This window comes from Roseovarius atlanticus (assembly GCF_019802205.1).
In the GTDB taxonomy this organism is placed as follows: domain Bacteria; phylum Pseudomonadota; class Alphaproteobacteria; order Rhodobacterales; family Rhodobacteraceae; genus Roseovarius; species Roseovarius atlanticus_A.
Window position 1 is genome coordinate 311,937 of record NZ_JAHVHQ010000004.1, and the last position, 22,224, is coordinate 334,160.

Below are 22,224 nucleotides of genomic sequence, written 5' to 3' on the forward strand. Positions count from 1 at the left end.
ATGAAACTGAATTTCACAGCCGCAGTCGCGGCAGCAGCCCTTTTCGCAGGCAGCCTGACGGCAAGCGCCGAGGAGCTGCGCCTGTCGCACCAGTGGTCCACGAGCGACGTGCGTCACAAGGTGGCGCAGATGGTCGCCGACGAGGTCGCGGCGGCGGATGTCGATCTGGACATCCAGATTTTCCCGTCGCAATCGCTGTTCAAGGCACGCGAGCAATACAAGCCCTTGGCGCGCGGACAGGTCGACATGATCGTCTTTCCGCTGTCCTATGCGGGCGGTCTGCGCAACGCCTACAACCTGACCCTGATGCCGGGGCTGGTGAAGAACCACGATCATGCCGCGCGCCTGAACGAATCCGAGTTCATGGGCGATATCGAAGCCATCATGGCCGAAGACGACATCATGGTGCTGGTCCACGGCTACCTGGCCGGCGGTTTCGCGGGCAAGGAGAAGTGCATCACCGCGCCGGAGGACGTGGAAGGCCTGCAGACCCGCGCGGCGGGCAAGGCGTTCGAGCAGATGCTGGCGGGCGCCGGTGCGTCGATCGCGTCGATGAGCTCGGCCGAGATCTACAACGCCATGCAGACCGGCGTTCTGGATGCCGCGAACACCTCGTCCTCGTCCTTTGTCAGCTACCGCATCTACGAGCAGGTGTCGTGCTTTACCCCGGCGGGCGATTATGCGCTGTGGTTCATGTATCAGCCGCTCTTGATGAACAAGTCCAAGTTCGAAGGCCTGAGCGAGGAACAGCAGACCGCGCTGATGGAGGCCGCCGAGAAGGCCGAGGCGTTCTACCTGGAAGAGGCCAAGAGCCAGGACGGTAACGCGCGCGACGTCTTTGCCGACAACGGTGTCGAGATCGCCGAGATGACGCAGGAAGAGTTCGACGCGTGGCGCGAGATCGCGCAGGAGACCGCCTACAAGGCCTTCCTCGAAGGCTCGCCCGAGGGTCAGGAACTGCTGGACAAGGCGCTGGCCGTCGAGTGATCCGCTGAACCATTCGTCGGGTCCGGCACGCCGCCGGGCCCGACGCCCGCGTACCATTTCCACTTTTTCAACGGAGGCCGAGCGATGTCCGGATCCGCCCATGCCACAGCGGCCGCCCGCCACGGTGGCAACCCCGTCCTGCGCGTCATCGGCTGGATCAGCCAGATCTGCGGCGTCGTCGCCGCGCTGATGATCGTCGCGTCCGTCCTGATCGTCTGCCAGATGATCTTTATCCGGTTCGTGCTGAACCAGTCGACGATCTGGCACACCGAGGGCGTGACGTACCTGATGATCGGGGCGACCATGCTGGGCCTGCCTTACGTGCAGTTCGTGCGTGGTCACGTGAACGTGGACCTGCTGCCGATCATGCTGCCGAACAAGGCGCGGCGGGTATTGGCCGGACTTGTCATGGCGCTGACCCTGGCCGTGATCGGCATGATGGTCTGGCACGGATATCACTTCTGGCACGAAGCCTGGGATTGGGGCGAGACGTCGAACACGCCGTGGAACCCCAAGCTTTGGGTGCCGTACCTCGCGCTGCCGCTGGGCTTCGGCCTCTATGCGCTGCAACTGGTGGCTGACCTTTTCGCAATGACCACGGGCATCGACAAGCCCTTCGGGCTGGAGGACGTCTGATGGATCCGCTTGCACTGGGTGGCCTGGTCGCCATCATCACCATCGTCGTCCTGTTTTCGGGCATCTCGGTGGCCGCGGGCCTGCTGGTCGTCTCGGCGGGATTCCTGATCATCTTCGACGGGATGAGTTCCCTGTCACTGATGCCGGAAATCTTCTTCGGCAAGCTGGACAATTTCGCGCTGCTGTCGATCCCGATGTTCATCATCATGGGCGCCTCGATTGCCTCGACCCGCGCGGGTGCCGACCTTTACGAGGCGCTGGAGCGCTGGCTGACCCGCGTGCCGGGGGGGCTTGTGGTGTCGAACCTGGGCGCCTGCGCGCTCTTCGCCGCGATGTCCGGGTCCAGCCCGGCCACCTGTGCGGCCATCGGCAAGATGGGCATTCCCGAGATGCGCAAGCGGGGCTATCCCGATGGCGTCGCCGCGGGGTCCATCGCGGCCGGCGGGACGCTGGGGATCCTCATTCCGCCGTCGGTCACGATGATTGTCTACGGTATCGCGACCGAGACCTCGATCGGCCGGCTGTTCCTCGCGGGCGTGTTCCCCGGCCTGCTGCTGGTGGGGCTGTTCATGGCGTGGTCGCTTTACTCGACATGGAAGTCGGGCAACGCGAGCGTCCTGTCTGCGGGCAGCTACACCTGGAAGGAACGGGTGGAAATCCTGCCACGGGTGTTGCCGTTCCTGTTCATCATCCTGGGCGTGCTTTACGCCATGTATGGCGGCATCGCCACGCCGTCGGAAACGGCCGCCGTGGGCGCGCTGATGTGCATGTTGATCGCCATGGTGATCTATCGCCTGTGGGACCCGCGCCAGATCTGGACGGTGCTGCGGGACAGCACGCGGGAAAGCGTGATGATCCTGTTCATCATCGCGGCCGCGGGCGTGTTTTCCTACATGCTGTCGTCGCTCTTCATCACGCAATCCATCGCGGAATGGATCGGCACGCTGGATGTGAACCGCTGGATGCTGATGGGCGCGATCAACGTCTTTCTGCTGATCGCCGGCTTCTTCCTGCCGCCGGTCGCGGTGATCCTGATGGCGGCGCCGATCCTCTTGCCGATCATCACCACCGCCGGGTTCGACCCGATCTGGTTTGCCGTGGTGCTGACGATCAACATGGAAATCGGGCTGATCTCGCCGCCCGTGGGGCTGAACCTTTACGTGATCAACGGCATCGCGCCGGACATCTCGCTGAAGACGATCCTCATGGGGTCGCTGCCCTTCGTGGCCTGCATGGTGATCGCGATCGTCCTGCTGTGCCTCTTTCCGGGCATTGCCACGTGGTTGCCCGATATGGTGATGGGAGCGGAGCTATGACCTTGCTTGCCGACCTACTGTCCACCGTGTTCGAGCGCCGTTACGGGGCGGCGCGCGGGCTGCCTCGGGATGACCGGCCGATCGAGGACCTGACGGCGGACCTGATCGGGGCCACGGGCGAAGTTTCGGGACAGGCCGTGGCGCGGCAGATCCTGGAGCGCTACGAGACCTGGGACGATCCCGCGAAGCTGGCGTTCTTCCGGCACCTTGCACAGGACATGGTGATCAACCCCGAGATCGTGCGCGATGCACTGGACGCGTACGAGCGCGGGCAGTCGAAAGCGACCTATCGCGCCTTCCTGAATGCGTCCGAGTCGCCCCGGCAGGAGTTGATCCGGCGGATGAACCAGGTGCCGGGCGCGACCAAGCGGCTGGTCGGGATGCGGACCGACCTGTTGCGGCTGGGACAGGACGATGACGGTCTGCAGGCGCTGGACCTGGATTTCCGGCATCTCTTTGCCAGCTGGTTCAACCGCGGGTTCCTGGTGCTGCGCCCGATCAGCTGGGAAAGCCCGGCGCATATTCTCGAGAAGATCATCGCTTACGAGGCGGTGCACGCCATCGACAGCTGGGAAGATCTGCGGCGCAGGCTGGAGCCCGCCGACCGCCGCTGTTTCGCGTTCTTTCACCCGGCCATGCCGGACGAGCCGTTGATCTTTGTCGAGGTGGCGCTGACCAAGGGTATTCCCGGGTCGATCCAGGACGTTCTGGCCGAGGCACGCGACCAGATCGACGCCGAACGGGCCGATACCGCCGTGTTCTACTCGATTTCGAATTGCCAGTCGGGGCTGGCGCAGATTTCCTTTGGCAATTCGCTGATCAAGCAGGTGGCGTCGGATCTGTCGCTGGAAAACCCGGCTTTGCGGAATTTCGTGACGCTGTCGCCGATCCCCGGCCTGACACGGTGGATGACGAGCGTGGACATCAATCCCGAGGCGCAACAGCCCGACGCGCTGTGCGAGTACGCCGCCTATTACCTGACGCAGGCCAAGCGCGGCGACGGTTTGCCGCTCGATCCGGTTGCGCGGTTTCATCTGGGCAACGGGGCCCAGGTGCACAAGGTCCATGCCGGTGCGGACGTGTCGGACAACGGATTGAAGCAATCGGCGGGTGTGATGGTGAACTATCTTTACGATCTGGCCAAGGTGTCGCAGAACCATGAGCGTTTCGCGGCGGAGCAACGCGTGGCCACGTCGAACGAAATCAAGACACAGGCCGCCGCGGCGGCGAAAACCGTGCCGGAGGAGGGAGCAGCATGACCAACCCGCTTTTTGACGCCCTGTTCGGAGATCACATCGGCAAGGACACGATCTTCCTTCATCTGCCCGATGGGGACACTCTGACCCACGATGCCTTCCTGAAGCTGACGGCGCGATATGCCAATGCCTTTGCCGCGCAGGGGCTGACCCCCGGAGACCGGGTGGCGGCGCAGGTCGAGAAATCGCATGACGCGCTGGCGGTCTATGCGGCCTGCGTGCAGGCCGGGCTGGTCTTTCTGCCGTTGAATACCGGCTATACTGTCGATGAACTGAGCTATTTCATCGAGGACAGCGGTGCGTCGATGGTGATTTGCAAGGGCGACCGGCGCGAGGCGCTGACGTCCATCGCCAAAAAGCACCGCGCGCAGATCGAAACGCTGGAGGACGATGGCACCGGGAGCCTGCCGGACAAGGCAGGTGATCAGGCGGACAGTTTCAAGACCGTGAAGCGGACCGAGGACGACCTTGCCGCCTTGCTTTACACCTCGGGCACCACGGGACGCTCGAAGGGCGCGATGCTGAGCCAGGGCAATCTTCTGTCGAACGCGCAGACGCTGGCCGAGCACTGGCGGTTTACCTCGGACGATGTGCTGCTGCACGCGTTGCCGATCTTTCACACCCATGGCCTGTTCGTGGCGACGAACATCACGCTGGTTGCCGGCGGGTCGATGATTTTCCTGCCGAAATTCGACCTCGATACGGTGATCGAGCTTTTGCCGAAGGCCACGTCGATGATGGGCGTGCCGACCTTCTATACGCGCCTTCTGGACGATCCGCGTTTCGACAAGGATCTTGTGGCGCATATGCGGCTTTTCGTGTCGGGCAGCGCGCCCCTGCTGGCCGAGACCCACACCAGGTTCGAGCAGCGGACCGGGCACCGCATCCTGGAACGCTATGGCATGACCGAGACGAACATGAACACCTCGAACCCCTATGACGGGGAACGGCGTGCCGGCACCGTCGGCTTTCCGTTGCCCGGGGTGGAGTTGAAGATCACCGATCCCGAAACCGGCGAGGAGGTGCCGCAGGGCGAGGTTGGCCAGATCGAGGTGCGCGGACCCAATGTTTTCCAGGGCTACTGGCAGATGCCCGAAAAAACCGCCGCCGAACTGCGCGAGAACGGGTTTTTCATTACCGGCGACCTCGGGATCATCGACGACAGGGGGTATGTCCAGATCGTCGGGCGCAACAAGGACCTGATCATCTCGGGCGGGTACAACATCTATCCCAAAGAGATCGAGCTGGTGCTGGACGAACAGCCCGGCGTGCTGGAAAGCGCGGTCATTGGCGTGCCGCACGCGGACTTTGGCGAGACGGTCGTGGGCGTTCTGGTGCCCGAAGCGAATGCGGAACCGGATCTGGAGGCGATTGCCGAGGCCACGTCACAGGCGCTGGCGCGGTTCAAGCATCCCAGAAAGCTGATCATCCGCGACGAGCTGCCGCGCAATTCCATGGGCAAGGTCCAGAAAAACCTGTTGCGGGATGAATTCAAGGACCTGTTCACCCCCGCCTGAGAGGTCAACCCAGACCGGCATCGTGCAAGAGCTCGGGAAGCTTTTTCCTGACCTTGAAGTAGCCTGCCGTAGCGTGGGGCCAGACGATTGCGTCCCAGTCGCGGCGCCATTCGCGGAGCGTGACGCCCGCATCGTCCAGTGCCGGCTGCGCCGCGTTCAGCCAGTCGCGTAGCGGACCTTCGGGCACGTAAGGCGTGGCAATCTGGCGGGCGCCTGCGCGTGTTGCCCAGCGGGCAAGCTCGGCCGGATCGTTTGCTTGCAGGTTCTCGGCCTTTCGCGTGATGCGCTGCGCGGTGTCGGCCAAGGCCGCGGCCTCGAACTCGACGACTTTTCCGCCCACGGGCCGGGGTGAGCGCAGGGCAGTGGCCGCAAGGGTGGCCCTGGCGCGAATATCGAGGTCGCCGAGCGCGAAGTCGTCGGGGCGACAGTCTTCTTCGGTGATCAGAAGGGCGGTCGGAACGCCCGCATCCGGTGCTCCTGGCGTGCGCAGCGGTTGAAGCTCGGGCAGGCCGTCCGGCTCCTGGTTTTCCAGCCCTTCGGTCACGTCGGCAAGGTCGGCGGCGTCGGGTGAAAAGCGATGGTCGGTGAACTTGGCGATATTCCAGGCTTCGGCGGCATAGAACTTGCCGCGCGTGTGCAGGCCGGCGACCCAACGCCAGCTGAGCGTGTTGGAGGCCGGATCGCCATCGAGCAGGTGGCGATAGAAGAAATCGGCCCCCAGGCGCCATGGCAGGCGCAGCGTGAAGATCCAGATCGAGGCGAACCACATGCGGGCGTGATTGTGCAGGTAGCCGCTGTCGGTCAGTTCCCGCGCCCAGGCGTTCATGCAGTCGAGATCGGTCTGGCCCGTTTCGGCACGCTCGACCGCGCGGCGCAGGTCTGCGTCGTGGTCCAGCTGCGCCAGGTCGGCGCGAAGACCGTCGCGGTAGCTCTGCCAGACCTGCGGCCGACGCTCCAGCCATCCTTTGAAATAGCTGCGCCACAGAACCTCTTGGAGGAACTTTTTGCCGTTCTCGGGTCCGTGCGCGCGCAGCACCGCCGCGATCAGGTCAGGCTCGGTGATCATGCGGCGGCGAAGGTAGGGCGAAAGCCGCGAGACGGCCCCGTGTCGTCCGGGGCCTTTGTCGACATTCCTGTTGTGGGCATACCGCGCGCCAAGCTGCGGCAGAACCCGCGCCAGATGCGCCTCGGCCGCGTCGCGGGTCGGGGTCGGCCAATCCGGTGCCAGGCTTTCGGCCATGGTTTCGTCGGTCATCGCATCCCTTTTCTGCAGGTCGGGCGGAGAGATAATGCGACCCTCGGCAATGTCTACAATCTGCGGGTTAGGCCAGGCGCCGCAAGGCGCCGCGCAGGGCGCGGGCCTGCAATGGCTCGGCGAGGCTCGGGGTTGCGTCGTATCCCATGCGCTCCATCGCCGGGCCTTCCTGCGGGTGCGGAGTGGCGGTGAGGCCCGCCCATATCAGCGACAGGAGTGCCCGTTTGTCGGACTGTGCCTGGCTCAGGTCCGCAAGGGCCTTGACCAACAGCTGCTCGATATCAGTGAAATAGGTGCCGAGCGGATAGTCCGGCAGGAGGCCGTCGCGGTAGGGGGCAAGCCATGTCGCGATGGTTTCCGGTGTATTGGCGGCGTGCGCGGGCGGAACCGTCCAGTCGGGATCGAGTTTCCCGGCCTTTTTGGCTGACCCGGCAAGCTCCTGCTGAAAGCGGCTGTCGGCGATGCAGATCAGGCGCTTGATGACCTCTTCGTCCGGCAGACCGCGCAGGAAGGCCGCGCCGTATTCGGTGACCACGACATCGCGCATGTGGCGGGGCACGGTGGTGACGGGCGGTTGCCAGACGATGTTCGAGCCAAGGTCGCCGCCGCTTCGTCGCGTTGCGGGCAGGGTCAGGACCGCATGGGCGTCGTCCAGCGCGAAGGCCTGTTCGAAGAAGTTGAACTGGCCGCCGACCCCGCTGACAACCTGACCCGGTTTCGCGGAATCGGACATCGCGTCGCCCAGCAGGCTGACCTGCATGGCACCGTTGACGAAGCGGGCGTCGCGGCGGTCGTCCCGCTTGGTGGGCTCGTCGCCGTAGAGCGCATTGGTGAAACTGACCGGCATCATTCGGATCCTGGCGCGGCGGTCGGGCGGTAGCGCGCGGAGGCGCTGGTACATGTCGCGCGCGTCCACGAAGAAACCGGCGTGGACCACGGCGCCGTCATGTGCTTCCCGGCGCAATATGTCCGCCTCGAACAGCGCCACGAGGCCGCCCACGAGCATTTCTGTCACGGCATAAAGCCCGGTGCGAAAGGGGCCTTCCTCGGCCCCTTGCAGGGGAAACGGCGCGGTGCGCCAAAGATCATGCAGCGTGGCGCGGTCGCGGGCAATCAGCGCGTTTGCCACCGCGTCGCCGATTGCGCCGATGCCGATCTGCAGCGTGCCGCCATCGGGGACGAGCCGCGAGACATGCAACGCGATGGCGTGCTGCGCATCGGCCACGGGACGACGCGGGACGGAGAAAAGATCGACCTGCCGCGGCGGCTCGAGCACCATGGCGACTTCGCGCGCCTCTATCTCGGCGGGTCCGTCCATGTAGGGCAGGGCATCGTTCAATTCGGCCACGGCCATGAAATCCATCTCGCCGGCGCTGCGCCGCGTGAAGAGGTCGGCGGAAATGTCGGTGTTGCTGGACATGCTGAAACGCGCGCCGTCGCGCGGCATCAACTGGGCGAGCACGTTCGGCTTTTGTGAAATCAGGACGTCGCGGGCATGAGTGTAGTTGGCCGAGATATACTGCCGTTGGGCATAGTCGTTGCCGAGCCAGCTTGCGGCCTGAAAGAAGAACTCGGATACCTCGATGTTGTCGGGCAGCTCGCCGCGCTTGATGAGGTCGACATAGGTCAAGGAGGGCGCGGTGCCGAAGAGGCGGTCCATCGCGGGGCCAAGAAACCGTTTCTCCAGCTCCGAGGATGGGTCGGGGCGTTGCAGGCTCAGCGCCGTGAATATCTTCAGGGAAAGCGCCGGGTCGTCCACAGCCGCCCGCACCAGCGCGTTGACGATCGTGATCGGCTTGCCCAGACCAAGCGGCAGGGCAAGGCGTATGTCGCCACCGTTGGCCTCGTAGATTGCCCGCGCCATCGCGTCGGCGTCGGTATAGACCTCTGGCGTGTCAGCCAAGGTCGGACCAGCCGGGATCGGGGGTGAAGCGCGGGCCGTGCGTGGCTTCCAGTTCTGCGAGGCGTTGCTTGATCTCCGAGATGCCGCGGTTTTGGGCGTAGTGCATCGGACCACCGCGGAACGGGGCCCAGCCGGTGGCAAAGATCAGCGCGGCATCAACCTGGTCGGCATCCTTTGCGACACCTTTGCGCAGAACCTCGACGCAGGCGTTCAGCATGGGAAGGATCAGGCGGTCGGTCAGATCTTCGGGCGCGTCGTTCATGTCCGCGTCGGGACGGGGCGTGCCGTCGGACCAGTCGTAGAAACCCTGTCCGGTTTTCTTGCCGAGATCACCCTTGTCGACACGGGCGCGCAAATCGTCACTGATCGGTGGCATGGACGCATCCAGGCTGGCTTGAAGGCTTTCGGCCACGTGAAGACCGATGTCGAGCCCAACCTGATCGGCCAGGGCGACCGGACCCATGGGCATGCCGAAGCGGATCGCGGCGGTGTCGATCACTTCTTTCGAGACTCCCTCGTCCATCAGGACCATCGCCTCGAGCATGTAGGGCACCAGTGCGCGATTGACGACAAAGCCGGGGTAGTCGCTGACCAAGGCGGGCAGTTTGCCCGTGGCACCGCAGAACGCGGCGAGGCGGTTGGCGGTCTTTTCGTTTGTCGCGCTTCCCTTCACCACCTCCACGAGATCGATTTTCGAGACCGGGTTGAAATAGTGCAGCCCGGCGAAGCGAGACTTGGCAGGTGCGGCGCCGGCAAGATCGTCGACCGACAGGCTGGACGTGTTGGTGGCGAGGATCGCGTCCTTCTTCAAGGCGCCTTTCAGTCCTTTGAAGATCTTCTGCTTTATCTCCTGTTCTTCGCTGGCGGCTTCGATCACGAGGTCGGCGTGGGCGAGCCCGTATCCGTGCGGGTCGGGCATGAGGCGGTCCAGCGCGTCGCGGGTTTCCGTGCTGCTGAGGTGTTTGGCCTCGCAGATTTTTGCCGCCGTCCTGACGGCCTTGCCCAATGGATCCGTTTCGATATCGCCCAAGGTCACGGTCTTGCCCTTGATGGCGGCAATCGCGGCGATCTCGGCACCCATCGCGCCTGCGCCGATGACGTGGACATGGGCGATGCCGTCCTCTCCGCGCCCGGCGTCTTTCAGCGATTGCTGAAGGAAGAAAACCCGCCGCAGGTTCTTTGACGTCTCGGTGTCGAGCAGTTTTGCGAAACTCTCGATCTCGGCCTGCTGCATCGCTTCGCGGTCATCGCCGTGTTCTTCCCAGAGGTCGATCAGGGCGTGCGGTGCGGGGTAGTGTTCCTTCGGGGCCTTCTCCTCGGTCTTGCTGCGCATCTGGCGGGCGGCAAGACTGCGGGCCTGGTCGAAGGAAAAGGCGCGGGACTTGAGACCGGGCGATTGGCGCTCGATCTTGCCATTCCTTGCCGCGCTCACGGCAGCGGCGACGTGGCGTTCCTCGACGATGGCGTCGGCGATGCCTTGCGACTTGGCGCGCTTGGTATGCGCGGTCTTGCCGGTCAGCATCATGGTCATGGCGTCCGTCGGGTCGATCAGCGCGGGCAGGCGGAACGTGCCGCCAAGACCGGGGTGCAGGCCAAGCTGAATCTCGGGGAAGCCGAAGGAGGCACCGGGCGTGGCGATGCGGTAATCGCAGGCCAGCGCCAATTCAAAACCGGCCCCCAGCGCCGCGCCGTGGACCACGCAGATCGTGGGGCAGGGTAGCGCCTCGATCCGGTCCAAAACGTCATGCGCCTGTTTCAGCAGGGCGGCGGCGCCCTGGTCGGTCATGGATTCGAAGCCCGAGATATCAGCACCGGCGGCGAAGCCTGCCGGTTTCGCCGAACGTATCACCAGCGCGGCGGGCTTGTCGGCCTCGGCGGCGGCAATGTGATCGTCAAGCTCTCGGATCACGTCTTCGGAGACGGTGTTGACGCTGCTGCCGGTCTTGTCGAGGACAAGCCAGAGGATGTTGCCGGCATCCCGGCCGGTGCGCCAGTTGCCTTGAGCCTCTCCGATCGGGCCCAGTTCCAGCTTCGTCTCGCCCAGGAATTTCAGGACAGGTCCGGTCATTGCACAGCCTCCAGCAGCATCGCGCCGCCAAGGCCGCCGCCGATGCATTCCGTTGCGATGCCGCGTTTCGCACCGCGGGTCTTCATCGCGTTGGCAAGGTGCAGGACGATGCGGTTGCCACTGGTGCCGACCGGGTGGCCCAACGAAATCGCACCGCCATCGACATTGAGCTGGTCGCGGTCGATGCGGCCGAACGCGCCATCGAGGCCCAGAACGTCGCGGCAGAAGTCATCGTCATTCCAAGCGGCAAGGCAGGACAGCACCTGTGCCGCGAAGGCCTCGTTCAATTCCCAAAGGTCGATGTCCTCGATGCCGAACCCGTGACGCTTTACGATGGGCGTGGAGGACATGACCGGCCCCAGCCCCATGATCGACGGATCGAGCCCGGCCCATTCGCTGTCGGTGATCTCGGCCAGCGGTTCCAGACCGTGGGCGTCTACCGCTTTTTCGGACGCGAGGATGCACCAGCTTGCGCCGTCGGTGATCTGGCTGGAATTGCCCGCCGTCACTTTCCCGTAAGGTGGCTCGAAGACGGGTTTGGGCTTGGCCAACCCTTCCATGTCGCTGTCGGGTCGGACGCCATTGTCGTGGTCGTAGACAGTTCCGTCGCGCGCGAAGGCGGGCATCAGTTCGCCGTCCAGCCGGCCTTCCTTGTGAGCGGCGGCAAGGCGATGATGGCTTTGCATTGCGTAGGCGTCGGCGGTTTCGCGGTCGATATTGAAGTGATGCGCCAGAACCTCGGCGGTCTGGCCCATGCTGAGCGTGGTGATCGGATCGGTCAGGCCGCGCTCCAGGCCGACGACGGGCTTGAAGAATTCGGGCTTCAGTCCGGCCAGGTTCTTGGCCTGGTCCAGCGGGCCCTTGGCGGTGCTCATCCGTCCGAACCATTCCACGGCAGACTGGCGCAAGGTCAGGGGCGCATGGCTGAGTGCCTCGGCGCCGCCGGCGAGGATCATCTGGTGACTGCCCTCACGTATGTAGCGATAGGCGGTGTCGATGCTCTGCATCCCGGAGCCGCAGTTGATCTGCGTCGTAAAGGCAATGGTCGTTTCAGGCAGGCCAAGCCGGAGGCCGGCAACGCGGGCCGGGTTCATCTCGTCGGCGATCACGTTGACGCAACCCAGTATCACGAGGTCCAGCGCCGCGCGGTCAAACGGCTGCCGGGCTAGCAAGGGCCGGCCGCATTGCACGGCGAGGTCGACCGGGGTGAACGGCCCGGGGCCGGCCTGGGCCTTGAGAAACGGCGTGCGTGCACCGTCGACCAGAAAGACACGATTTCTTCCGTCAGTCTTTGTCATTCCGCGGCCTCGCGGTGGGTGCTGTCGCTTGTGTGCGGTGCGGGAAAGAGCGCGGCGAAATCGTCGGCTGCGTAATCATCGACGGCCACCACCTGGTCCACCAACCGGGTCATCTCCTTGATGTCCGCCATTTCGGCATCGCTGAGAATGCCGGCTTCCAATGCCTCCTCGGGCGTCTTTTTCGCATCGCGCAGGCGTTTCATGACGGGCGCCATTTCCGTGACCTTGGCGTAGCATTCATTGAGAACCTGCACGCCGTCGCGATTGCAGCCATCGGCAATGCGGCCGACGATGCGGTCGCGTGCCTCGGACGGATCGTAGAGCAGGTCGCTGCATTGCGCGACCAGCCTGTCGTCAGGTTTGCGCTGTGCCATGCCGGGCAGGGTGAAGAACCGCAGAAGGGCCGCAGCCCAACGGGCCGGCAGGTTGGCGATGACCTCGTCCAGGGCCGTCTGGATATTGTGAAAGGCATCGGCGGCGACATAGCGCAGCACGGGCAGATCGGTTTTCTGGCGGCCTTCGTCCTCCCAGCGTTTGAGGGCGGCCGAGAGGATGTACATCTCGGACAGGATATCGCCCATGCGGCCCGAGATCATTTCCTTGCGCTTGAGTGCGCCGCCCAGCGACAGGAACAGCATGTCGGCGGTCAGGGCATAGGCCGCAGACCAGCGCGACAGTTGCCTGTAGATGTCCGTGGCGTCGCCTGCGGCCGGTGCAGGCGCAAAGCGCCCGCCGGTCAGCGCGCGGCCCCAGCTGCGAAAGAGCGTGCGCGTGCTGTGGCCGACATGCGCCCAAAGCGATTTGTCGAACATATCCAGCGCCTTGTCGGGGTCGCCTTCCTCGAGCGCCATCATGTTGTCGAGCATGTGCGGATGCGCCCGGATCGAGCCCTGGCCAAAGATGATCAGGCTGCGGGTGACGATGTTGGCGCCTTCGACCGTGATGCCGATCGGCACGGCACGGTAGAGCGGCAGCAGGTAATTCGACGGACCGTCAATCACCGCCTTGCCGGAATGGACATCCATCGCATCGTTCAGCGCCTCGCGCATGCGGAAGGTCGCGTGGGCCTTCATGATCGCCGAGATCACCGACAGCGCGCGGCCCTCGTCGAGCCCGGCACAGGTCAGATGCCGTGCGGCATCCATCGCGTAGGCGTCCGCCGCAAGCCGGCCCAGACGGGCCTGCACGCCGCCGAACTTGCCGATTGGCAGGTTGAACTGCTGGCGGATGCGGGCATAGGCGCCGGTCGTGTGCGCCGACAGGGCTATGGCGGCGCAGCCCATGGAGGGCAGCGAGATGCCACGCCCGGCAGCCAGTGCGCTCATCAGCATCATCCAGCCTTCGCCGGCATATTCCTGACCGCCGATGATGTTGTCGAGCGGGATGAAGACATCCTTGCCGGTGGTCGGTCCGTTCATGAACATCGTGGACGACGGGATGTGGCGCCGGCCGGTTTCGACACCCTCGAGGTCTGTCGGGACAAGCGCACAGGTGATACCGATCTCGGGGTTGTCGCCCAAGAGGCCATCGGGATCGCGCAGCTTGAACGCCAGCCCGAGAACGGTGCAGACCGGCGACAGGGTGATGTAGCGCTTGGCCCAGTTGAGGCGGATGCCCAGCACCTCTTCGCCTTTCCATTGGCCCTTGCAGACGACACCGTCGTCGATCATCGCGCCGGCGTCGGATCCAGCCTCGGCGCTGGTGAGACCGAAGGCGGGCAGTTCGCGCCCGTCGGCGAGGCGCGGCAGCCAGTAATCCTTTTGTTCGTCGGTGCCGAACTGATGCAACAGCTCGCCCGGGCCAAGCGAGTTCGGCACCATGACGGTCACGGCGGCGGCGACGGAACGGGTCGAGATGTAGCGGACGATTTCCGAGTGGGCGAAGGCGGAAAATTCGAGTCCGCCATGCTTTTTCGGGATGATCATGCCGAAAAATTTGTTCTCGCGCATGAACTGCCAGACCTCGGGGGCAAGGTCGCCGGTTTCGTGATTGATCTTCCAGTCGTCGATCATCTCGCACAGGTCCTGCACGGGACCATCGAAAAACGCCTGTTCTTCCTCGGACAGCTTCGGCGATTTGACGTTGCGCAGCTTCGACCAGTCGGGGTTTCCCGAGAAAAGTTCCGCCTCCCACCACACTTCGCCGGCGTTCAGCGCCTCGCTTTCAGTCTTTGACAAGCCGGGCAGAACGCCCTTGGCCCACTTGAAGATGGGTTTGGTGATCGCGCGCGCGCGGAAGCTGGACATGCGGGAACTCCTTTAGGGCGCAACGCCTCACCCAAGCGGAAGTTCCTGCGCGCAGCCGCGCGGGCCAAGGTGGAGGTGCCTGACGCCGCGTCAGAAGCCGCTGATGGCCGGAAGCCAGGTCGACAGGATCGGAATGAACGTGATGAGGACAAGGGCCGTCGCGAGGGCCACGAAGAAGGGTGGCATCTCCCGGATCAGGGTCGAGGGCCGCAGGCCGACCGTCGAGGACACGACGAAGATCAGACTGCCGACAGGTGGCGTCGTCAGCCCGAGCGTGAGGTTCACGATCACGATGATTGCAAAGTGATTGGGGTCGATCCCCAGCGCAAAGCTGATCGGGGCGAGGATCGGCACCAGGATCATCACGCCCGGCAACGGGTCCATGAAAAGGCCGAAGACCAGCAGCAGCAGGTTGACGGCGAGCAGGAAAACGATGGGCGCCAGATCCCACGAGATGATCGTTTCGGCCAGGAACTGCGGAATCGACTCGATGATCAGAACCCAGGCAAAGGCGCGCGCGGCGCCGAGGATCAGCAACACCGCGCCCGAGGTCAGGGCCGCACGCAGCACGATGCCGGGCAGATCACGCAGGCGCAGCGAGCGATAGACGAACATGCCGACAAAGAGGGCGTAGAAAACGGCGATGACCGACGCCTCTGTCGGGGTGAAGATACCAAAGCGGATACCGCCCACGATCAGGGCAATCAGGATCAGGGCGGGCAGGGCGAAAAGTGCGATGCGCGCTATTTCCGCGAATGAGGGCATCGGTTCGCCCGAGGCATAGTTGCGCCGTTTGCTGACATGGGCATTGGCCAGAAGGACCATCAGGGTGATCACGAGACCCGGCAGGATCCCGGCCATGAAGAGCGAGCCGACCGAGACGTTCTGGTCCTGCATGGCGTAGATGATCATGGTGATCGAAGGCGGAATGATCGGGCCGACCACGGCGCTGGCGATTGTGAGCGCACTGGCATAGGGCCGGTCGTACCCGCCCTTTTCCATCATGCGGATCATCATCGTGCCCGGTCCGGCGGCATCGGCAAGCGCGCTTCCCGAAATCCCCGCGAACATGGCGGAACTGACGACATTGGCGTGCCCCAGACCGCCGCGCAGGTGTCCGACGAGTGACTGGGCCAAGCGCAGGATTGCGAGGGTCACGGCACCGCCGGTCATGATCTCGGACGCAAGGATAAAGAACGGCACGGCCAGAAGCGGAAAGCTGTCGAGACCCGAGAACATTTCCTTGACGACGACCAGCGGCTGATAGCTGGAGGCCAGCATGATCGCCGCGAAGACCGAGATCGCCATGGCGAAGGCCACGGGCAGCCCCAGGATCAACAGCAGGAAAAGCGCGGGAAAGAGGATCTCAGCCATTGGCGCCGCCGGTGACGGTTTCATCGTCAACGCCGCGTGCGTCGAGGCTCTTGTAGTCTCCGGCGCTGATGAAGGAACGCGCGATCAGCAACAGATGGACGATCAGCAAGGCGAACCCCACCGGCATCGCCGCGTAAACATAGAGAAATGGCAGGCGCAGGGCCGGGGTGACCTGGAATTGCATCCGCTGGGCGTATTGCCAGCCGACATGCACCATGTAGGCGAAGAAGGTCAGCAGGATGAGAACGATCAAGGTGCGAAGAAGTTTTTGCCCGATCGCGGGCAGTTTGTCCTGCAGGTTCGTGATTGCGACGTGTCCGCCGATCCGCAGGATAAGGCCCGCGCCGGTGAAGGTCAGCCAGATCATCAGGTAGCGGGCGGCCTCGTCCGCCCAGGGCAGGGACTGCGCGGTGAAGTACCGCAGGAAAATATTCGCCCCCACGATCAGGGCCATGGCCGACAGCATCAGGATGAGCGCCCAGCCATTCAGCACGACGAAAATATGTTCGAGCCTTTTCACGTGGCGCCCCCGGTCGGTTCACCGGCGCCGGGTGGGCGCCGGTGGGGTGTCATCACTCGAAGTTGACGATCGAGTCGACAAGATCCTTGCCGTAGGTTTCGTAGTAACCCTCATAGGCCGACGCGATGGACTCCTGGAAGGCGGCCTTCTGTTCGGCCGACAGTTCGTTCACCTTCATGCCGCGCTCTTTCAAGGTTTCCACGCCCGTGGTCTCGACGTTGTCGACATAGCCGCGCATGGCCGTCACGGCCTCTGCCGCGGCCGTCTCGAAGGCGGCTTTCTGGGTGTCGTCAAGGCCGTCCCAGAACGGTTTGGACACAAGCAGCATGGCGGGCGAATAGACGTGGCCCGACAGCGTCAGGTATTCCTGAACCTCGTCCAGCTTGACCGAGACGATCACGGACAGAGGGTTTTCCTGACCGTCGATCACGCCCTGTTGCAGGGACGAGATCACCTCGGGCCAGGCCATCGGCGTGGGGGCCGCGCCCATGGCGTTGAATGCCGCAAGGTGGACGGGGTTTTCCATCGTTCGGATCTTCAGGCTTTCGACATCGGCCGGTGTCTCGATGGCGTTGCGGTTGTTGGTGATGTGGCGGAAGCCCTGTTCCCCCCAGGCCAGCCCGTGCAGGCCGACAGCGTCGAACTTGCCGAGGATTTCCTGGCCGACCTCACCATCCAGCACCGCGCGGGCGTGGTCCAGATCCCGGAACAGGAAGGGGATATCGAAAACGCCCGTGTCGGGCACGAAGTTGGCCAGCGTGCCGGAGGACACGATGGTGGCCTCGATGGTGCCCAGTTGCAGCCCTTCGATCACTTCGCGCTCACCTCCCAGGCCGGACGAGGGGAAATGCTTGAACTCGAACGCGTCGCCGGTCTCGGCCTTGACGACCTCTTCGAACTTCTGCGCCGCGACGCCGTAATGGCTGTCGGGGGCGAGGGCGTAGCCGATCTTGACCTCGGTCTGCGCAAGAGCCGGAAGGCCCATCGCAAGGAAGATGCCGGTCGAGACCAGCCCGCGAGTAATGAACGTCATGGTTTTCCTCCCGTTTAACGTTTGGTTTTTGCTACACAGGTATTTTTGGGCTGACAACCCCGAGCCGGAGCGTCCCGGTGCCTGTGTGTCACCCGTCTTTCCGCTGCCTGAACAGGTGGACCAGTTCCGGCACATAGGCGTCGTCGGGGCCGGCGGCGACCGTCGCGGCAAGGGCGGCTGAGACGCCGTCGGCAACAGACGTCTGAGCACCCGCCGCGTGGGACATGCTGCGGTAATAGTCGATATCCTTCAGCGCGTTGGACACGTAAAAGGGCAAGGCATCTCGATCCTGCGAGACGATGAAGGGCGCCAGCCGGTCGAGGGCCGCGCTCGCGCCACCGCCACCCGCCAGCACATCAACGAAGACCTGAGGGTCTATGCCGGTATCGGCGGCCTGGGCCGCGGCCTCGGCGAGCAATGTCATGAAACCGACCGACACGTAGTTATGCAGAAGCTTGAGCCGATGTCCGTGTCCAAGCGGGCCGACGTGATCGACATTCTCCGTGAAAGAGGCCAGCACGGGGCGCACGGCGTCGAGGCTCTCGGCCGCACCGCCGACCAGCAGGTTAAGCGTGCCCTCATGGGCATGTTGTGCCGTGCGGGTCATCGGAGCGTCCAGATAGTCGCCGCCGGCGTCCCGAACCAGCTCGGCCATGCGCAGGGTCGAGTCGGGCAGCGCGGTCGAGCAATCCACCACGATCGTCCCCGGGCGCAACGAGGCCGCAAGCCCGTCCGGCGCGCCGACGATGGCCTCGACCTGGGGCGAGCCGGTGACGCAGAGGATGACCACATCGGACGCCTCTGCGATCTCTGCGATGGTGGCGCACGTCCTGCCGCCCTGCGCCAACAGGTCGTCAGTGGGCTGGTTGCCGGGGTGATCGAGAAAATGCAGCGCGAAGCCGCCGCGCGACAGGATGTTGCGGGCGATGCCGTGGCCCATGAGCCCGACGCCGATGATGCCGACTTGCATTGCGTGGTGCCTCCGATCGTCTTCATTGAATGCGTGGCGGGTCGTGGAACCTAGTCCGCGTTGATCCAGATTGCTTTGGTGTCGAGATATTCTTCCATATGCTCGGTTCCCCCCTCGCGGCCATAGCCCGACATCTTGACGCCGCCGAAGGGCACAGCCGGGTCGATGGCGTGGTACATGTTGACCCAGACGGAGCCGGCCTTCAGCCGGTTGGCCAGCTTGTGCGCGGTACCCAGGTGGGTCGAGAACACGCCCGCCGCCAGTCCGTAGGGCGTGGCGTTGGCGCGGGTCACGACCTCGTCCAGATCATCGAAGGGAAGAGCCGAAATGACCGGGCCGAAGATTTCTTCGCGTGCGACACGCATCGTGTCGGTCACGCCGCCCAGCACCGTCGGTTGGAAAAAGTGCCCGCCTGCAAGCTCCGCGCCTTCGGCCCTTGCGCCGCCGGTGATGACCTCAGCGCCTTCGCGGGGGCCTGCGTCGAGGTAACCCGCGATGCGTTGGGCTTGCCGGGCCGAGATGATCGGGCCGATGTCGGTGTCTTCTCGAATGCCGTGACCGATCCGCAGCCCGGCGGCATATTCGGCCACGCGGCGCACGAATTCGTCGTGGATTTCGCGGGCCACGAACAGGCGCGATCCCGCGATGCAGATTTGCCCGGAATTGGCGAAGACGGCCATCGCCGCGACCGGCACCGCCTTTTCGATATCGGCGTCACGGCAAACGATGACGGGTGACTTGCCACCCAGTTCCAGCGACACGCGTTTGAGGTTGCCGGTGGCGGCGCGGGCGATGGCCTGTCCGGTCGCGGTCGAGCCGGTGAAGACGATCTTGTCGACGCCGTCGTGTTCGGCCAGTGCCGCGCCGGCCTCGGACCCGAGGCCCGTCACGATGTTCAGCACCCCGTCGGGCAGGCCGGCCTCCTGCATGATCCGGGCGATCATCAGGACGGTCAGAGACGCCTCTTCCGACGGTTTCAGAACCACGGTGCAGCCGGTTGCGATGGCGGGCGCGATTTTCCAGATCGAGCCGGCAATCGGCGCGTTCCAGGGAATGATGGCGCCAACCACGCCGACGGGCTCGCGCATGGTCTGGGAATAGATCTCGCCGGGGAACGAGTTGGGAATGGTCGCGCCATGGATCGCCACGGCCTGGCCGGCATAGAAGCGCAACATCCCCAGCACGCGGCGGCTGTTGGCGAGCGTGCGCTGTATCGGCATGCCCATGTCGAGCGTGTCCGACAGGCAAAGGTTTTCCCACTCGGCCTCGAACCGATCGGCTATGCGCAGCAGCAGGGCCTGGCGCTCGAACGGAGTCCATTTCGACCACGGCCCCTCGAACGCCGCCCGCGCGGCCTTGACCGCGATCTCGATATCGGCGGCGTCACCCTTGGGGACCGTTGCCAGAAGGCTTCCGTCCGCGGGGTTGCGCGCCTCGATGACCTCTCCGGAACGGGCTTCGCACCAGGTCCCGTCGATGAACATCTTTTGACTTGCGCCATCGTAAAGAGCGGTGGCCGCTGCGCTCCAATCTTTCATGGTGCCCTCATCTTGAGTGAATGTGCTGGCTCGCGATGCCCCGTTACGCTGACGGGGCAGCCGTTGCGGCGTGTCTACACCAGACGGTTTCCCCAAGACCAGCGGATAACTCGACGTGTTGAGGCGCCAGGACCCTTCACACCTTGGCGGACAATGGTCCCGAAGGAAAGGTCGAGGCGGTTCAATCGGCGGGTGCCGAAAGTGTCGAGCTTTGCGATGACCGCACTCGGCTTCGCCTATCCAAAGCGACGCCAGTCAATCCACTAAGAGGTTATGAGCGCTCCTTTTTCTTCGAGCGAACGGATCTGGTCCTGCGAATACCCATGTTCGGTCAGAATTTCCGCGCCATGCTGACCGAGCGTGGGCGCCGGGGTGGTGACGGCGCCCGGGGTGTCGCTGAACTTGATCGGCAGTCCGATGGCCTTGACCGCGCCAGCCCTCGGATGATCGGTTTCCACGATCATGTCACGTGCCAGAGCCTGTGGGTCGTTGTGCATCTCGGAGATGGTCATCACGGGGCCCGCGGGCAGGCCCGCGGCCTCCATCCGGTCCAGCCAGTCTTGCGTGTCGCGTTGCATGAAGTGGTTTTCGAGGATCGGAACGAGCTCTTGCAGATGTTGCATGCGGGCGAGGTTGGTCTCGAAGCGGGGATCGCTGCCGAGTTCGGGTGCGTCAATGATCTCGAGCAGGCGCATCCAGTTGCGCTGGTTGGCTGCGCCGATATTGATCCAGCCGTCGCGCGTGCGAAACGACTGGTAGGGCGCGTTGAGCGGATGCGCCGACCCGAGGGCGCCCGGCGACTCGCCCGTCGCGAAGGCGATTGCGGATTGCCAGTATGTCAGCGAGATCCCGGCCTCAAAGAGCGAGGTGTCAACCATCTGTCCCTCGCCCGTCTTCTGCGCATGCGAATAGGCCGAAACGCACCCAAGGGCCGCAAGAAACCCCGCAGTGATATCGGAAATCGGCGCGCCCGGCTTGACCGGCGGACGGCCCGGCCCCTCGCCCGTGATCGACATCAGGCCCGACATGCCCTGTGCAATCAGGTCGAAGCCACCGCGCTCGGCATAGGGGCCGGTGCGGCCAAATCCGGAGATGGCGCAATAGACCAGCTTGGGGTTTCTTTTCCGCAGGGTCTCGTAGCCAAGCCCGAGGCGTTCCATCGTGTCGTGACGGTAGTTTTCGATCACCACGTCCGCATCTTCGAGCAGTTTGCCCAGAGCCGCGATGGCATCGGGGTCCTTGAGATTCAAAGCGATGCCGCGCTTGTTGCGGTTCATCATCAGGTAGGCGGCGCTTTCGCCGTTGATTTCCGGAGGCAGGAATCGGCGGCTGTCATCGCCGTCGGGCTTTTCCACCTTGATCACGTCTGCACCCATATCGGCCAGCATCATGCCGCAGGCCGGGCCGGCCATGATATGCGCAAGTTCGATGACCTTCATGCCGGCAAGGGGACCTTGGCTGCTCATTCTCCACTCCATTCGGGTTTGGTCTTGTTCAGGAAGGCTTCGAGCCCATGCTTGAAATCCTTGCTCATGTAGCACATGGCGATGAGATCGTTGTCTTCCACAGCGAGCGCCTCGCGGTTGCGGCGCATCGCCTCTTTCGTGGCCCGCAGGGTCAGGGGCGCCATGTCCGCAAGATGCTCGGCCAGAGCCTCGGCACGCAGCAGCAGGGCGTCTTCATCGCTCAGCACCTCGGAGACGAGGCCGGTTGCCAGCGCCTCGTCGGCGGTCATCAGGCGGGCGGTGAAGATCATCTCCCGGACACGGCCCGCGCCGATAAGTTCGCTCAACCGGGCCAGGTTGCCGGCATTGAGGCAATTGCCCAGCGTCCGGGCTATGGGAAAGCCGAACTTCAGCTGGGCGCTGGCGATCCGGATGTCGCAGGCCGCGGCGATCGAGGCACCACCGCCGGTGCAAGCGCCGTGGATGGCGGCCACGGTGGGGACCGGACAAGTGTCGACGGCGGTCAGGATGCGGGTGATCTCGTTCTCGTAGTCATGCGCGTCCTGCGCCGTCTTGAAGCCGCGGAACTGCGTCATGTCGGTGCCCGCCGCAAAGGCCTTGCCGCCTGCGCCGTGGATCACAACTGCACGCACGGACCCGTCCGTCGGAACGTTGGCGCAGATGTCGGCCAGTTCCTCGTACATGGCAAAGGTCAGGGCATTGCGCGCCTCGGGGCGATTGAACGCGATCCAGAGGGTCTTATCGCGAAGCTGCGAGTTGAGTTCGTCTGTCATTTCAAGAAGGTCTCCACAGGAAAACGGGGCATTGCTGATCGGAACAGGAACAAGGTGCGGTGCGTCGG

The 22,224-nt window shown here is 64.2% G+C and carries 17 protein-coding genes; 5 read left to right on the forward strand and 12 right to left on the reverse strand.

What is annotated here, in order from left to right; translation table 11 throughout:
- The 5 genes from dctP to KUV49_RS18175 all read left to right on the forward strand — a co-directional run bounded on the left by dctP (position 1) and on the right by KUV49_RS18175 (position 5,712).
- On the forward strand, positions 1-987 hold the full coding sequence (gene dctP / locus KUV49_RS18155; RefSeq protein WP_222452371.1) for a TRAP transporter substrate-binding protein DctP: 987 nt from the start codon (positions 1-3) through the stop codon (positions 985-987).
- A gap of 84 nt (positions 988-1,071) precedes the next feature.
- Positions 1,072-1,623: a TRAP transporter small permease subunit gene (locus tag KUV49_RS18160; protein ID WP_222452372.1), complete on the forward strand. Its 552-nt coding sequence runs from the start codon at positions 1,072-1,074 to the stop codon at positions 1,621-1,623.
- On the forward strand, positions 1,623-2,939 hold the full coding sequence (locus KUV49_RS18165) for a TRAP transporter large permease (protein WP_222452373.1): 1,317 nt from the start codon (positions 1,623-1,625) through the stop codon (positions 2,937-2,939). The genes KUV49_RS18160 and KUV49_RS18165 overlap by 1 nt, the downstream gene beginning before the upstream one ends.
- The gene (locus tag KUV49_RS18170; RefSeq protein ID WP_222452374.1) at positions 2,936-4,198 is read left to right on the forward strand and encodes a malonyl-CoA decarboxylase; all 1,263 of its coding nucleotides are present in this window, start codon (positions 2,936-2,938) and stop codon (positions 4,196-4,198) included. Before KUV49_RS18165 ends, KUV49_RS18170 begins: the two co-directional genes overlap by 4 nt.
- Positions 4,195-5,712, forward strand: coding sequence for a malonate--CoA ligase (locus tag KUV49_RS18175; protein WP_222452375.1), 1,518 nt, complete (start codon positions 4,195-4,197; stop codon positions 5,710-5,712). The genes KUV49_RS18170 and KUV49_RS18175 overlap by 4 nt, the downstream gene beginning before the upstream one ends.
- Before the next feature lie 4 nt (positions 5,713-5,716).
- Here the strand turns inward: KUV49_RS18175 and KUV49_RS18180 are convergent, their stop codons facing one another.
- The 12 genes from KUV49_RS18180 to KUV49_RS18235 all read right to left on the reverse strand — a co-directional run bounded on the left by KUV49_RS18180 (position 5,717) and on the right by KUV49_RS18235 (position 22,156).
- On the reverse strand, positions 5,717-6,967 hold the full coding sequence (locus KUV49_RS18180; protein WP_261391572.1) for an FAD-binding domain-containing protein: 1,251 nt from the start codon (positions 6,965-6,967) through the stop codon (positions 5,717-5,719).
- 67 nt (positions 6,968-7,034) lie between these two features.
- The gene (locus tag KUV49_RS18185; protein WP_261391573.1) at positions 7,035-8,870 is read right to left on the reverse strand and encodes an acetyl-CoA hydrolase/transferase C-terminal domain-containing protein; all 1,836 of its coding nucleotides are present in this window, start codon (positions 8,868-8,870) and stop codon (positions 7,035-7,037) included.
- Positions 8,863-10,938 carry a 3-hydroxyacyl-CoA dehydrogenase NAD-binding domain-containing protein gene (locus KUV49_RS18190; protein WP_222452376.1) on the reverse strand — a complete coding sequence of 692 codons (2,076 nt, stop codon included), beginning with the start codon at positions 10,936-10,938 and terminating at the stop codon, positions 8,863-8,865. The genes KUV49_RS18185 and KUV49_RS18190 overlap by 8 nt, the downstream gene beginning before the upstream one ends.
- On the reverse strand, positions 10,935-12,236 hold the full coding sequence (locus KUV49_RS18195) for an acetyl-CoA C-acetyltransferase (protein ID WP_222452377.1): 1,302 nt from the start codon (positions 12,234-12,236) through the stop codon (positions 10,935-10,937). The genes KUV49_RS18190 and KUV49_RS18195 overlap by 4 nt, the downstream gene beginning before the upstream one ends.
- Positions 12,233-14,482, reverse strand: coding sequence for an acyl-CoA dehydrogenase (locus KUV49_RS18200; protein WP_222452378.1), 2,250 nt, complete (start codon positions 14,480-14,482; stop codon positions 12,233-12,235). The genes KUV49_RS18195 and KUV49_RS18200 overlap by 4 nt, the downstream gene beginning before the upstream one ends.
- Positions 14,483-14,572: 90 nt before the next feature.
- Entirely contained in the window at positions 14,573-15,856 is a 1,284-nt protein-coding gene (locus KUV49_RS18205) for a TRAP transporter large permease (RefSeq protein WP_222452379.1), read from the reverse strand.
- Entirely contained in the window at positions 15,849-16,376 is a 528-nt protein-coding gene (locus tag KUV49_RS18210) for a TRAP transporter small permease (protein WP_222452380.1), read from the reverse strand. Before KUV49_RS18210 ends, KUV49_RS18205 begins: the two co-directional genes overlap by 8 nt.
- A gap of 52 nt (positions 16,377-16,428) precedes the next feature.
- Complete coding sequence (locus KUV49_RS18215; protein WP_222452381.1) at positions 16,429-17,409, reverse strand: TRAP transporter substrate-binding protein; 981 nt, start codon at positions 17,407-17,409, stop codon at positions 16,429-16,431.
- Positions 17,410-17,497: 88 nt separating this feature from the next.
- Positions 17,498-18,469: an NAD(P)-dependent oxidoreductase gene (locus KUV49_RS18220; RefSeq protein WP_315899585.1), complete on the reverse strand. Its 972-nt coding sequence runs from the start codon at positions 18,467-18,469 to the stop codon at positions 17,498-17,500.
- Positions 18,430-19,917, reverse strand: coding sequence for an aldehyde dehydrogenase family protein (locus KUV49_RS18225; protein ID WP_222452383.1), 1,488 nt, complete (start codon positions 19,915-19,917; stop codon positions 18,430-18,432). The genes KUV49_RS18220 and KUV49_RS18225 overlap by 40 nt, the downstream gene beginning before the upstream one ends.
- Before the next feature lie 263 nt (positions 19,918-20,180).
- Complete coding sequence (locus KUV49_RS18230; RefSeq protein WP_261391576.1) at positions 20,181-21,383, reverse strand: CaiB/BaiF CoA transferase family protein; 1,203 nt, start codon at positions 21,381-21,383, stop codon at positions 20,181-20,183.
- Complete coding sequence (locus KUV49_RS18235) at positions 21,380-22,156, reverse strand: enoyl-CoA hydratase/isomerase family protein (protein ID WP_222452385.1); 777 nt, start codon at positions 22,154-22,156, stop codon at positions 21,380-21,382. Before KUV49_RS18235 ends, KUV49_RS18230 begins: the two co-directional genes overlap by 4 nt.
- Between the last annotated feature and the right edge of the window lie 68 nt (positions 22,157-22,224).